Origin of the sequence: Arthrobacter sp. AQ5-05, from assembly GCF_003287975.1 — a bacterium.
In the GTDB taxonomy this organism is placed as follows: domain Bacteria; phylum Actinomycetota; class Actinomycetes; order Actinomycetales; family Micrococcaceae; genus Paeniglutamicibacter.
Genome location: NZ_QMKQ01000008.1, coordinates 88,804 through 101,936, shown reverse-complemented (window position 1 = coordinate 101,936; position 13,133 = coordinate 88,804). Strand labels below are relative to the sequence as shown.

The following is a 13,133-nucleotide window of genomic DNA, read 5'->3' as shown; positions in this document are numbered from 1 at the left end:
GTATCAGTCTTTTCCGGTGCTTACTTGAAGACCTTGAGGGCGGCCTCGCGCGGCACCGCGGCGCCGTCGACGAGCTCGTCGAGCCATTGAAGGGCGACCGGCAGCGTGCCGGTGTGGCCGTTGACGATCGAATCGAGGTAGGAATTGGCGACCAGCAGCTTGCGGTAGCCGGTGGCGGAGGTCGACTCGTGGATGCCCTGTTCGAGCAGCAGGGTGGCCATGATGCCCTGGGCCAGGGCGTTGGTGTAGTGCCCGATCAGCGCCTGGGCGTCGCTGTTCTCGCCTTCCAGCAGCGCATCGCCGCGGGTGCGCAGTTCATTCCAGAGCTCGGTGAGCTGCGCGGCACCGGGTGCGGCGTCGGTGGCTTCCAGGGATGCGAGCTTTTCGAGCATCGAGTCGGTGATGACCCGGTGCGCGCCGTACTGCAACATGCAGCGCAGCACATCCAGCGCGATCACGTTGGAGGAACCCTCCCAGATGGAGCCCAGGTGCGAGTCGCGCAGCAGGCGGGAATTGGGCCAGTCTTCGATGTAGCCGTTGCCGCCGCGGATTTCCATGGCCTCGCCGGTGACCCAGCGGGCCTTCTTGCAGACATAGTGCTTGGCTATCGGGGTCAGCACGCGAATCAGCGCCTTGGCGTTCTCGTCCCCGGCGTCGGCCTTCTGCAGCATGTCGCCGGAGTGGAAGATCAGCCCGAGGGCGGCTTCGGTTTCCAGGGCGAGCGGCAGGATGGTATTGCGCATCAGCGGCTGGTCCATCAGCGGCTTGCCGAAGACGACGCGGCCGCGGGCATGCTCCACGGATTCGTGGACGGCGCGGCGCATCAGTGCCGCGGCGCGCATGGCGTTGGACAGGCGCGAGGTGTTGATCATCTCGGCCATCTGCTTGAAGCCGCGATCCAGTACCCCGACCTGCAGCGCGTAGGCGCCATCCAGGGTGATCTCGCCCGAGGGCATCGAGCGGGTGCCGAGCTTGTCCTTGAGCCGGTCGATCACGTACGAGTTGCGGGTGCCGTCCGGCAGCACCTTGGGCAGCATGAACAGGCCAACGCCGCGGGTGGTGTCATCACCGCCCGGGTACTTGGCCAAAGTCAGCACCACGTCGGCGTCCGGGTTGGAAGTGAACCACTTCTTGCCACTCAGGCGCCAGGCGTCCCCGTCGCGAACCGCCTGGGTTTCGGTCATCGCGATGTCGGTGCCGGCCTGGGTCTCGGTCATGAACATGCCGCCGGTGAAGCGGGTGTCCGCGTCGGTGGAGACCAACCCTTCGATGTAGGGGGCGAAGAGCTCGGGGTCGCCGAACTTGCGCAGCGTCCGGGCCGCGGCGTCGGTCATCGAGACCGGGCAGGCCAGGCCGAACTCGGCCTGCACGAAGACGTAGCTCATGGCGTACTTGGCCAGGTGCGGGGGAGTGTTCTCCCAGCCGTGGATGCCGCGGTGCGAGAGCGCCGAGAGGCCGTAGGTCTCGTAGGCGGCTTGGGAGAGCTCGATGTAGCTTGGGTGGTAGGTGATCTTGTCCACGCGCTTGCCGTCGCGGTCGAAGTGCTCCAGGGTCGGCTTGTTCTTGTCGGCGATGTCGGCCAGCGGGGCCAGGCGTTCGGCGACATCGCGGCCGAGTTCGGTCAGCACGGGAACGAGCTTCTCGCGGTCCTCGGGGCCGAGGTAGCGTTCGATCAGGGGCAGCAGGGCCGGGTCGCTGGTGGCAAAATTCATCGTTTTCACGTGTCTTTCCAGATTTGTCGGGAGAAGTGCGGGGGTGGGGCCGGAGCGCAGCTAGCTGGTGACGGCGTCGACTTCGCGGTTGGTCCAGGCCTTGCCGCGCAGCAAGACGCTCATGCAGATGATCGACAGCACCACATAGCCCAAGGCCAGCAACACCACGGGCCAGATCGAGCCGGTGGAGGTGAGCAACGCCTGGGAGACGAACGGTGCGGTGCCGGCGAAGACTGCGGTCGAGAGCTGGTAGGCCACGGAGATCCCGGTGTAGCGGATGTGCGTGGGGAAGAGCTGGGCCAGCACCCCGGCCAGGGCCGAGTAGTACATGGCATGCGGTGCGGTGGCCAGCACCATGCCAATCATCGCCAGGGCGAAATTGCCGGTCTGGATCATGAAGAACATCAGCGGCAGCAGCACGATCTCCGGCAGGAGCATCCACAGCACCGCCTTCTTCACATCGATCCTCGAGGCCAGGATGGCGCCGAAGGGCTGGATGACGACCTGGGCAATGAGTGCGACGGTGATGATCTGCAGGAACTCGGTGCGGCCGAAGCCCAGGTCCTTGGTGGCCCAGGACAGGGCGAAGGTGGTCTTCACGTAGGTGATGGCCACGCCGGCGACGACGGCGCCGACGCCCAGCAGCACCACGCGCCAGTGGTCCTTCATCAGTTCGGCCAGCGGCACGCGCTTCCGGGTCTTGGATTCGACGGCCTTGACCATCTCCGGGGTCTCGGTGATGTGCAGGCGAATGTAAAGGCCGATGATGATCAGCACGGCCGAGGCCAAGAACGGCAGGCGCCAGCCCCAGGAGTTGAACGCCTCGTTGCTCAGGAACGTCAGGCCCAGGAAAGCCAGTGTGGCCAGCAGGTTGCCCACGGGGGAGCCCTGCTGGGCGAACGCGCCGTAGAGAATCTTCTTCTTTGGCGGTGCGAATTCGGTGGCGATGAGCACCGCGCCTCCCCATTCACCACCCATGGCCACACCCTGGATCACGCGCAGCAGGATCAGCAGGATCGGGGCGGCGACACCGATCTGCGCGTAGGTCGGCAGCAGGCCTACACCGACGGTTGCGGCGCCCATGAGCAGCAGCGTGGTGATGACGGTGTTCTTGCGGCCGAACTTGTCGCCGAAGTGCCCGAAGATGATGCCGCCCAGCGGGCGGGCCAGGAAGCCGACGGCAAAGGTCGCGAAGGCGGCCAGCGTGCCGATGGCCGGGGATGCCTCGGGGAAGAAGAGCTTGCCGAGCACCAGCGCCGAGGCTGTGCCGTAGATGTAGAAGTCGAACCACTCGATGGTGGTGCCGACGAAGGCGGCAATGCCTGCCTTGCGGCCCTGCTTCGGATCGATGCCGGCCACCGTTTGTGCGTCGGACATTGATGCGTTCCTTATGCTCATACTGTTCCTCCGTGGGGGTGAGGGGTTTCACTCGCCCCTGTGTTGGCTACCACTCTTTCAGGATTGATCTTTAGTGTCCAAGACAATATTCACCACTGATTGATGTAGAATTTAGATCAATCACATCGTTGCTGGTCGGTGGCGTATCGAGGGGAGTGCGGGACATGGAGTTTCGGCAATTCGAGGCATTCCTTGCCGTGGCCGAGGAACTGCACTTCGGGCGGGCCGCGGAAAAGCTGCACATGGCCCAGCCCGCCCTCAGCCGGGTTATCCGCCTGCTCGAGCGGGAGCTGGGAACCGAGTTGTTCGAGCGCACCACCCGCAAGGTCCGGCTCACCCCATCGGGCGAGGCCCTGCTGGAACCCGCCAAAGTCATCAACGTCCACGTGGACGGAGTCAGGCGGATTGCCCGCTCCGCGCAGCAGGGCGAGATCGGCAGCGTCAAGGTCGGCTTCGCCGGAACCACCGGATACGCGATCATGGGTATCCTTGCCCGGGAGGTTTCGCGCGAGCATCCCGGCATCAGCCTGGATCTCCAGCCGCAGATGTACTCGGGCGAGGCCCTGACGATGCTCCGCGACGGGGAAATCGACCTGGGCGTGATCAGTTCCGTGGCACCCGTGGGGATCACCACGCTCCTGGCGCGCAACGAGACCCTCATGCTTGCCCTTCCCAGCGACCACCAGCTGGCCGGCCAGGAAGAGATCAGCGTCGGACAACTGCGGGACCAGCGGTTCATTGCATATCCGGCCTCGCACGGGTCCCGGGTCCGGGATGCCATGCTCTCGCTGTGCACGGCCGCCGGCTTCGTGCCGCACGTCGCCCAGGAGGCTCCCGACCCGTACAGCCTGCTGGCACTGGTGGGAGCCGATGTCGGAGTTGCAATCGTGGTCGGATCGTCGAGCCACATCCAGGTAGACGGCGTCTCCTACCGTCCGCTCATTGAATCGGACATCTCGCTGCCCGTCGCGTTGGCTTGGCGGGACTCCAATCCTTCGCTGGCCCTGCGCACGGTGGTGGCGCTGGCAAAGAACGCCTTCCCGCAGACCGCTGCCGACTGATCCGGGACCGCTGCCCAACCACGGGCGGCAGCACGCCCGATGACCTTTCCTGCCCAAGACGAATCCGCCCCCGACCGCCCGATTTCAATCGGTGGTCGGGGGCGGATTCGAGCTATCGAGGCTAAGGCTGCGACGGGTTGGCCGTCGCGGGTCTTCCAGGCCTTGCCGCTGAGCAGCACCATCATGCAAACGAACGAGAGCACGATGTATCCGATGGCCAGGCAGACCACCGGCCAAATCGAACCGTTGATGTTCAGGAGCATCTGGCTCATGAACGGAGCGGTCCCGGCGAAGACCGCGGTGGAGAGCTGGTAGGCCAGGGAGATTCCCGTGTAGCGAATGTGCGCCGGGAAGAGCTGGGCCAGGAATCCTGCCAACATCGAGTAATACATGCATGTCGGCACCGTTGCCAAGACCATGCCGACCATGGCGAGTCCAATGCTGCCGGTCTTGATCATGACGAACATGAACGGCAGCAGCACGATTTCCGGCAGCAGTACCCACAGGATCGCCTTGCGCATGTCGATCTTCGTAGCGAGGATGGCACCAAAGGGCTGGATCACGATCTGGGCAATCAAGGCAACGGTGATCACCTGAAGGAACTCGGTGCGGGTGAAACCAAGGTCCTTGGTGGCCCAGGAGAGCGCAAAGGTGGTCTTCACGTAGGTCAGTGCCACACCCGCGACGACGGCGCCGCAGGCCAGGAGAACGACTCCCGAGTGGTCGCGCAAGATCTCGACCAATGGAACGCGCTTCTGGGACTTCGACTCGATGGCCTTGACCATCTCCGGGGTTTCGGTGATGTGCAGGCGGATGTAGAGACCGATGAAGATGAGGACCGCGGAGGCCAGGAACGGCAGGCGCCAGCCCCAGGAGCTGAAGGCCTCGTTGCTCAGGAACGTCAGGCCCAGGAAGGCCAAGGTGGCCAGCAGGTTACCCACGGGCGCACCCTGCTGGGCGAAGGCACCGTAAAGGATCTTTTTCTTCGGGGGCGCGAACTCGGTGGCGATGAGCACCGCACCGCCCCATTCACCACCCATGGCCACGCCCTGGATCACGCGCAACAGAACCAGCAGGATCGGCGCCGCGACACCGATCTGTGCGTAGGTCGGCAGCAGGCCAACGCCGACGGTTGCGGCCCCCATAAGCAGCAGGGTGGTGATGACGGTGTTCTTGCGGCCGAACTTGTCACCGAAGTGCCCGAAGACGATGCCTCCCAGCGGACGGGCGATGAATCCGACGGCGAAGGTCGCGAAGGCGGCCAAGGTCCCGACTGCCGGAGAAACATCAGGGAAGAACAGCTTGCCGAGCACCAGGGCCGAGGCCGTGCCATAGATGAAGAAATCAAACCACTCGATCGTGGTGCCCACGAAGGCCGCATATCCGGCCTTGCGTGCCTGTGCCGGGCTGATTCCGGTCAACGTCGGCGCTTCCGACGTTGATGCATTCCTGATGCTCATGCTGTTCCTCCGTGGGGTGATGGGACTCACTCGCCCCTGTGTCGGGTACCACTATTTCAGTCTTGATCTTTATAGTCCAAGACAACATTTGGTACCCATTAATGCAAAATTTCAAATAATAGCAAAGTGACTGGTCGGCGGCGCATATGGAATCAAGCGGGGAGACGCTTGGGTGATTCGGCGAGTTTCCCAATGGTCGTCGAGGACTTGCGCGGTGGGCCTGCAGCGGAACAGCTGCACATGGCCCAACCCTGCCGCGGTCGGCCCATCCGCCAGCTTGAACGGCCCGGCGTGAGGCTGGGGTATCCAGGCCCAGGGGCGCTCGGATGGGACCTGGCAGATGCTTCGTTGCCGGTGCGATCAGCCTGGGCGTGATCGTTTCCCCGGCGGGCACCGGGCGCGGCCCGATCGTATCTCGCGTCACATTTGCCGATGTAGGCTTTGATATCTGGATCCGAATCCAAGGTTCTAGCCAGCGGAAACTTAACAGGTTTGGGCCTTGGCTCGGCAGTGGAACTCATTCGTGGCCCGGAGCCAGCACCTTGTTTACGATTGGAAGAACCAGGTCCCCGGCGTTGCCTGGAAGCAGTGATTACTGGGATCTGGGGCATGCGATCCGGGAGGCATCCCCGCGTTGGAACGTGGTGACGAACAGGGCACCGACCCCCGATTCCAGCGGATCACAACGCGCGACTCCGGGCGCTGCCACGCCATGAACACGTGGGAAATCGTCGGTGGTCTCTGTTCAATGAGGGGAAGCGTCGGGCACCGAAACGCGTCCGTCAAACGGCTCGGTGTGCTTCTCCGGACGCACGGGTTGCGCATGAAATCCAGGCGACGGATGACCGCCGACCCAGCGGCCGCCCATAGTCGCGATTTCATTCTGGCCCAGGTACAGGACCGAGGTGGCAATGGAAGGTCGGATCCGAGCGAGCCACCACTCAAAATCGAATGGCTGTTCACATCGGGCAATCGCCAAGCCCCCTAGAAAGGAGCACGCCATGAGCGTTGCAACATTAAGACTTCTTGACCTTGATTCCTCGACCGTCGCCGACTTGGCCGCGACCTACAAACACCTTCATGCCAACCCAGAGTTGTCGATGCAGGAGCATCAGACCGCACGCTATCTGGAGGGGCGGCTCGGGGCGCTGGGTCTTGAAACCATCCGCTGCGGCGGAACCGGGGTCATTGGTATCCTGCGCAACGGGGATGGTCCGGTAGTTGGGTACCGGGCAGATACCGATGGACTTCCTGTGCAGGAGAACACCGGGTTGGACTACGCCAGCACGGTGACAGCGGCACTGCCCGATGGGACGGAAGTTCCGGTCATGCATGCTTGCGGCCACGACGTCCACATGGCTGTTGCACTGTCGTCGGCCAGCGTGCTGGCGGGCAATCGCGACGAATGGGCCGGAACCGTGGTCTTCATCCTTCAGCCCGGCGAGGAAACCGCTGCGGGCGCGAAAGCCATGGTCGACGACGGGTTGTGGGACAAGGCACCCAAGCCGGAAATCATTTATGGCGCCCACGTCATCGGTGCATTGGCCGGAACCGTTACCGTGGCGCCAGCTGCGGCCATGGCGATGGCTGATTCGCTCAAGGTCACGGTGCTGGGCAAGGGCTCTCATGGATCCATGCCGGAGCACTCCATCGACCCGATCGTGTTGGGCGCGTCCATGGTGGTTCGCCTCCAGACAATCGTTTCGCGCGAGGTCGCCCCCCGGTCGGCGGCAGTGGTCACGGTGGGAACGTTCCATGCGGGACTGAAAGAAAACATCATCGCGGACCGCGCCGAGTTCACCCTGAACGTGCGCACATTCGATCCTGCCGTCCGTAACTTGGTGCTGGCCGCGATCCGCCGCATCGTGACGGCGGAGGCGGCCGCCTCCGCCGCACCGGAACCGATCGTTGAGCAGCTCTACCGTTTTCCTGCGCTGGTCAACGATCCAGCCGAAACACACCAACTGATCTCTGAACTCCGGGAGGTTCTCGGCGACCAAAACGTCATCGTGGGCAAGCCCGTAATGGGCAGCGAAGACTTCGGGCATTTGGCTACGGCCATCGGCGTGCCCAACGTCTATTGGCGTTTCGGCAGCAACTCGGACGAAACATTGGCCAAGGGAACCCCTCCGGCAAACCACTCCCCGTTCTTCGCACCGTCGATCGAGCCCACGCTTCAGACCGGAGTCCGTGCGGCAATCACCGCGATTCTGTCCAAGCTCGGGAACTGACCGCAGCGCCCACCGACCAATGCAGGGTGCGGTCCCCCTCACCGCCAGTGCATACCCTCAACCGAGCTCGGTTGACGGTATGCGGTGAAGATGAAGCGTTCGGGGGGAAGAATTCCTGCTGGCGCCGCCTGCGGAATTTGGCCAGGGGAGGATCCTCGATCCGTGGGCCTGCCATGGCCGTAGTCGGTTGCCTTGATCCCACGCGGAATCAGGTCGAGGGTTGGCCCGTAGCCGCTCGAGTTGAAGGAGGTTTTTGCCCGTGTCCACATCGTGCGTGACAGATCCGGCAGGTGCGAGGGTGGCTGGTGGGCCGTTTTCTGCTCGACAAGTTGGAGCGGCTCATCCCTCCAATTTGGCCCGCATGGGTGCGCGTCTATTCGAGGCCCGGCGATCAAGGCCGCGCGATCTTAAGACCCTCCACGGAGGTGCTCTGGATAGCAGGACGGGAGTACACCGCACAGCTCCTATTTGATGGTCGACCCATCGTCACCACCGGATTTCACGGTGCGTCAACGTCCCTGTTGAGCCGCGATTTATCTCGTGTTTGCCGCCGCTTCATGAGAGCCCTCTCATCAAAAACTCCTTTTCGTCTCATAAAGGATCAATATCGTCCTAGTCAGACGGTGAATGAATAAAACCTGAGATGAAGGAGCCTGATATGCAGAACTTTTGGATAGCCCTGGCAGCCAACATGGTTGCGATGCTGGTGCTGGTATGCGGCATCTACTACCGCAGGCACTTCCGCAAGGACCTTGCGTTGGCCTACCTTGCCTTGAACTTCGGCATCTTCGGGGTGACGATGCTGCTCAATGGTTCCGGTGCCGGCGCCGGATTGGGCCTGGGATTGTTCGGCATCCTGTCGATCATCCGTCTTCGCTCGGACACCCTGACCCAGGAAGAAGTCGCCTACTACTTCATTTCCCTGGCGATCGGCCTGATCAACGGGCTGCACCCGGACCCGGCCTGGCTTTCGCCGGCACTGAGCCTGGCCATGGTCTTGGTCATGTTCGTCGCCGACCACCCGGCCTTCGGCCGGCGCACCATGCGCCAGACCGTCACCCTTGACACCGCCTATGCGCAACAGCACCAGTTGCACGCCGCACTGGCCGAGCTGCTCAACGCCAAGGTGTTGCGCACCGTGGTGATCGAGCTGGACATGGTCCGTGACCTGACCATCGTAGACGTGCGCTTCCGAGCCAACATCGTGGCCGGCAAACGCCGCGAGCTTCTTGACGCCCCGTCCATAGAATCGATCCCGGCGCCGGCCAGTGCACCGCAGCCGCACACCGCCGGCGAACGGGACCTTGCCCAGCGCCAGGGGCGATAGCCATGACCTCGACGCAGAGTCCCGGGACCGGGGTGCTGGCAGGCTCGTGCTCCCAGGCGCTGGATTGGGCTGCCGCGGCGGCGGATCCGATCTCGCTTGAGCAGGTCGTCAGCGAGGCCGCGTTGATGACCCGGGTGGACAAGAAGTTCCTGCTTTCAGCCGAGCAGTTCACCGAACTGATGTCGCGTCTCGGAGACGGGTTCCGGATCATGGAGATCGAGGGGCGCCGGATGTTCACCTACGAATCGGTGTACTTTGACACCCCAGATATGGAGATGTTCACCGCGCACAAGCAGGGCCGCCGGCGCCGCTACAAGATCCGCACGCGCACCTACGCCGATTCCGGGTTGTGCATGTTCGAGGCGAAGTTCAAGGGGCTGCGCGGGCAGACCGTGAAGCACCGGATTCCCTACGAGTTTTCGGAGCGTGATTCCATCACCCCCGAGGCGACCGAGTTCCTGCGTGTGCAACTGCGCGCCGAGTACAACCAGGAACTGCCGCACCTGGAAGCGGTCATGCGCAGCGACTACGTCCGTGGGACCTTTGTGAATCCCGTGGACGAGGAACGGCTGACCTGCGACGTGAACCTGGTGTACTCCCGGCAGGACGCCACGGTGCACGGCCCGGACCTGTTCGTGATCGAGACGAAGACCGCCAGCGGACGCGGAGCAGCGGACGCCGTGCTGTCGCAGATGGGCATTCGCCCGGTGAGCATGAGCAAGTATTGCCTCGGCATCGCGCTGCTGCACCCGCACCTGGCCGCCAACAAGTGGAGCCGACTGCTCAAACGGAACTTCGGTTGGAAACGCAGCCCGCGTCAGGTCCTGAGCTAGGCAGCATTGCCACTCAGATGGGCATGGGCGTTCAACCGCCGTTGGAGTTCGAAACCTTGCGCGTGAAGCCTCGGCAGTTGGTTCCGGGAGACTCCATGGAAATCGTTGCCGAGCCCGGACAGTCCTTGCCGACAACCTCTTGTGGCGGGACCGCCGGTTCGGTGGCGCGCGGGGCTACCTGGTCGGGGCCCGGGAAAATCCAGCTCGGGGTGGTTCTGCGGCGTTCCTCCGGGGGGCGACACACATCTGCTAGGTAGGACCCTCGAAGCGGGGCACACGGCGCCGGATCGAACGAGCTGTTACCCGAAGCGTGTTCTGCGATCCTTGACGGCCCGCCGCCTGCTGCAGGGCAGTGCCTCGACAGGTGCGGCCACGGCGAGTCATGCCCCTTTGGAGCCGGTGGCCCGCTCGACGGCCGACGGCGGACCCAGAAAATCGACGAGGACCGCAAGAACGGCCTTCGGGTCGCGCAACTCGCACTCCCACAGAACAATCGTCTTCCAGCCCAGCGCATGCAGGGCCGCAGCGTTCTCCTGATCCCGTTCGCGAGTGCGGTTGCGCTTGTCCGCCCAGAACTGCCTATTTGTCGCCGGGGCGTGCTGCCCGGCGGGGCAGTCGTGTAAGTGCCAGAAGCAGCCGTTGATAAATACGGCCTTGCGGCGGGAGGCAAAAACGATGTCCGGGGTACCGGGGAGCTTGCCGCCGCGTAGCAATGCCGCGGGATTCTCGCGTTTCAGCGTCTCGAGTGTTCGCCGTGGAATGCGGCCGTGAAGCCAATATCGATATCCCGCAGCGTGGAGCAACTTTCGCACGAAGAACTCGGGCTTCGTGTCCTTTCCGCGAATCCGTCCCATAAGTTGCGAGCGCGCCTGTTCGGACATGCTGTCCATGCTCCGATTGTGCACCCGCTGCTCCCGAAAGGCCGCAATCAGTCGTTGCGGGAGGATCTTTTTCTTGCCGTCGCCGATCTCGTTGCCGCCGTTTTCCTTCACATTCCGAGAACGGTCTCATTGCGCAACGTGACTTTGCGACTTTGGCCAAAAAAGAACCCGGACATGCCCTATATTCCGTTGAGTCAGCCCCAAGACAAATAATTTTGGAGCGAACCTGCCAATCTCGATGGCTACCCTACTCATGGGTAATCCCCGAATTTCGGATTCGGTTTCGTTTCATAGATTTCCGGGGGTCCAGAATCCTCGGCCCCGAAAATGTTAGCCAAAAGTCTCTAGTGACTGTTTGAAGCGTGTGTTTGACTGTTGTCCTCCAGTGCCTCGGCACACACTTTTGAAGGTGGCAATGGCGCCACCGGACAGGATGAAACGTGCACGCAACGTACGTAAGTCAGAATTCCAAGGGCAAATCCATGAGCAGGACGGTGGCCGCGCTTCTTCTCGCGGGCGCCCTGATCGGTGGAACCGCATCCACGGCAACTTCGGCCCCGCTGTCCGAATCGGATTCGGTCGACACGAAGAAGATCTCGTCGACGCAGGCCGACGCAGCAATGAGCTACTGGACGCCGCGGCGAATGAAGGAAGCCAAATCGGCAGATATCCTTGCTCGCGGCAAATCGGCGTCCAAGGCTCCGCTGGATATCGGCGAATCGACCAAGATTGCCGGGCGAAGCGCAAGTAAGGCCAAGCCCACAGCCGGCAAGCCCAGCAAGAATGTGGCCGAAACCCCCGTTTCCCACATAGGCAAGGTGTTCTTCACCTTGGGTGGAGCGAACTACGTGTGTTCCGGAAATGCCGTTGTTGCCGCAAACGAGGCGACCGTCTCGACTGCGGGCCACTGCGTCAACGAAGGACCGGGTGCCTTCGCGACTCATTGGGTCTTTGTTCCTGCCTATGAAAACGGCAGCGCGCCCTATGGGACCTTCGCGGCAACCGAGCTCGTCGCACCGACCCAGTGGACCCAAGATGGGGACATCACCTTTGACACGGCGTTTGCTGTGGTTTCGGATCAGAGCGGCGTGAGCCTGGCTGACCGGGTAGGTGCCTCGGGCGTTGCTTTCAACCAGGCCAGGGGACTGACCTACACCGCATTCGGGTATCCGGCCGCACGGCCATTCGACGGGGAGACCCTGCAATCGTGCAGTGGAGCCGCGACGGACGATCCGTATGGGCAGACGCAGTCGCAGGGAATTCCTTGCGACATGACCGGTGGCTCCTCCGGAGGTCCATGGTTCTTGGGTGGCTCCGACGGCTTCCAGAACTCGGTGAACAGCTTCGGCTACGGAGGAATCCGCAATACGATGTTCGGCCCTTATTGGGGATCGGTCATCGAGCAGGCTTACCAGTCGGCACAAAACTAGTAGTCCAATCGGTGGGTGGATCGCCATGATGGCGTTCCACCCGCTGCCGTTTAGGAGGTGCAACATGGAATCCAGGGTCAACGCGAAAGACGATCCGGAGGACATTGAGCCATCCGTCTTCAAAGTGGAGGCGACGCCCGAGGAGCAAATTGAATATTTCACGGAGGAACGACGAAAAGCGGCGCTTCCTCGGGAAATCGAATTGACGGATCCGGAAAGCCTGAATGAGGAGGAATGACCCGGTCGGATAATTCGCACGGATAAGTTCATGAATCCGTTGTTAAAGGTTTGAACACCGGCCGGAAGATTCGGGGGAATGAATCCTTGTTCCAGCCGGTGCTCGCATCACTCGCACCTTCATGAGGTAACAATGACTCTAGGTGGCGAAGCTATGGAATTGATGTGCCCGACCATGACGTTGGGTGTGAGTGCTTCAGGCGATGGCCGAACAGGCCGCGCGGGTTTCGCGGCGGCGCTTGAACCGCGAGCACAGCAGCAACAGGACGGCCACGATCGCCAAGATGACCACCAAGGTGGAGTAGCCGAAGAGGACGTTCTGCAGTCCGAAGCCCGGAATCGTCAGGCCGGCCACCAGCGTAGGCACGCCGAAAGCCGCAGCTCACAAGATAGGACGAGGACAGCGTGCCGCCGCGCTGCCTGGGTGGAAGCAACTCAAGCATGGAGCACAAGCCACCCTGGAATCCGGCGCCGAACCCGAAGCCGCCGATGACGCTGGCGGTATAGAACAGCCACTCGCTTTCCAGGGCCACTGCGGCGACAATGGCACCAACACCCAGGGC

The 13,133-nt window shown here is 62.7% G+C and carries 10 protein-coding genes and 1 pseudogene; 6 read left to right on the top strand and 5 right to left on the bottom strand.

The genetic code is table 11. From position 1 onward, the window contains the following. Nucleotides 1–20 precede the first annotated feature (20 nt). Complete coding sequence (locus DQ353_RS09660) at nt 21–1,712, bottom strand: acyl-CoA dehydrogenase family protein (protein ID WP_113762542.1); 1,692 nt, start codon at nt 1,710–1,712, stop codon at nt 21–23. A 60-nt stretch (nt 1,713–1,772) separates the two neighbouring features. Next, the gene (locus tag DQ353_RS09655; protein ID WP_113762541.1) at nt 1,773–3,089 is read right to left on the bottom strand and encodes an MFS transporter; all 1,317 of its coding nucleotides are present in this window, start codon (nt 3,087–3,089) and stop codon (nt 1,773–1,775) included. A gap of 185 nt (nt 3,090–3,274) precedes the next feature. On the opposite strand from DQ353_RS09655, the gene DQ353_RS21990 reads away from it, so the two are divergent. Then, complete coding sequence (locus DQ353_RS21990; RefSeq protein ID WP_113762540.1) at nt 3,275–4,171, top strand: LysR family transcriptional regulator; 897 nt, start codon at nt 3,275–3,277, stop codon at nt 4,169–4,171. Between the two features lie 677 nt (nt 4,172–4,848). Here the strand turns inward: DQ353_RS21990 and DQ353_RS22245 are convergent. Next, a pseudogene (locus tag DQ353_RS22245) lies at nt 4,849–5,631 on the bottom strand (MFS transporter); the annotation flags it as partial. 1,001 nt (nt 5,632–6,632) lie between these two features. On the opposite strand from DQ353_RS22245, the gene DQ353_RS09640 reads away from it, so the two are divergent. From DQ353_RS09640 to DQ353_RS09630, 3 genes are all read left to right on the top strand, one after another. Then, nucleotides 6,633–7,862, top strand: a complete 1,230-nt coding sequence (locus DQ353_RS09640; protein ID WP_113762538.1) for an amidohydrolase — start codon at nt 6,633–6,635, stop codon at nt 7,860–7,862. Between the two features lie 658 nt (nt 7,863–8,520). After that, the gene (locus tag DQ353_RS09635; RefSeq protein ID WP_113762537.1) at nt 8,521–9,189 is read left to right on the top strand and encodes a DUF4956 domain-containing protein; all 669 of its coding nucleotides are present in this window, start codon (nt 8,521–8,523) and stop codon (nt 9,187–9,189) included. Nucleotides 9,190–9,191: 2 nt separating this feature from the next. Continuing rightward, nucleotides 9,192–10,022: a polyphosphate polymerase domain-containing protein gene (locus DQ353_RS09630; protein ID WP_113762536.1), complete on the top strand. Its 831-nt coding sequence runs from the start codon at nt 9,192–9,194 to the stop codon at nt 10,020–10,022. A gap of 380 nt (nt 10,023–10,402) precedes the next feature. On the opposite strand, the gene DQ353_RS09625 is transcribed toward DQ353_RS09630, so the two are convergent. Next, complete coding sequence (locus tag DQ353_RS09625; RefSeq protein WP_353616683.1) at nt 10,403–11,014, bottom strand: very short patch repair endonuclease; 612 nt, start codon at nt 11,012–11,014, stop codon at nt 10,403–10,405. A gap of 371 nt (nt 11,015–11,385) precedes the next feature. Here DQ353_RS09625 and DQ353_RS09620 point away from each other — a divergent pair, with 371 nt between their 5' ends. Then, complete coding sequence (locus tag DQ353_RS09620; protein ID WP_113762535.1) at nt 11,386–12,333, top strand: trypsin-like serine peptidase; 948 nt, start codon at nt 11,386–11,388, stop codon at nt 12,331–12,333. Nucleotides 12,334–12,397: 64 nt separating this feature from the next. After that, complete coding sequence (locus DQ353_RS21635) at nt 12,398–12,571, top strand: hypothetical protein (protein WP_181578317.1); 174 nt, start codon at nt 12,398–12,400, stop codon at nt 12,569–12,571. Between the two features lie 195 nt (nt 12,572–12,766). On the opposite strand, the gene DQ353_RS21630 is transcribed toward DQ353_RS21635, so the two are convergent. Beyond that, nucleotides 12,767–12,937, bottom strand: coding sequence for a hypothetical protein (locus tag DQ353_RS21630; RefSeq protein WP_181578316.1), 171 nt, complete (start codon nt 12,935–12,937; stop codon nt 12,767–12,769). Between the last annotated feature and the right edge of the window lie 196 nt (nt 12,938–13,133).

What these genes read in the sequence shown, in the direction of transcription:
- DQ353_RS09660 (WP_113762542.1), bottom strand. Translation starts at nt 1,712, where the DNA reads ATGAATTTTGCCACCAGCGACCCGGCCCTGCTGCCCCTGATCGAACGC.
- DQ353_RS09630 (WP_113762536.1), top strand. Translation starts at nt 9,192, where the DNA reads ATGACCTCGACGCAGAGTCCCGGGACCGGGGTGCTGGCAGGCTCGTGC.
- DQ353_RS09620 (WP_113762535.1), top strand. Translation starts at nt 11,386, where the DNA reads ATGAGCAGGACGGTGGCCGCGCTTCTTCTCGCGGGCGCCCTGATCGGT.
- DQ353_RS21635 (WP_181578317.1), top strand. Translation starts at nt 12,398, where the DNA reads ATGGAATCCAGGGTCAACGCGAAAGACGATCCGGAGGACATTGAGCCA.
- DQ353_RS09655 (WP_113762541.1), bottom strand. Translation starts at nt 3,089, where the DNA reads ATGTCCGACGCACAAACGGTGGCCGGCATCGATCCGAAGCAGGGCCGC.
- DQ353_RS09640 (WP_113762538.1), top strand. Translation starts at nt 6,633, where the DNA reads ATGAGCGTTGCAACATTAAGACTTCTTGACCTTGATTCCTCGACCGTC.
- DQ353_RS09635 (WP_113762537.1), top strand. Translation starts at nt 8,521, where the DNA reads ATGCAGAACTTTTGGATAGCCCTGGCAGCCAACATGGTTGCGATGCTG.
- DQ353_RS21990 (WP_113762540.1), top strand. Translation starts at nt 3,275, where the DNA reads ATGGAGTTTCGGCAATTCGAGGCATTCCTTGCCGTGGCCGAGGAACTG.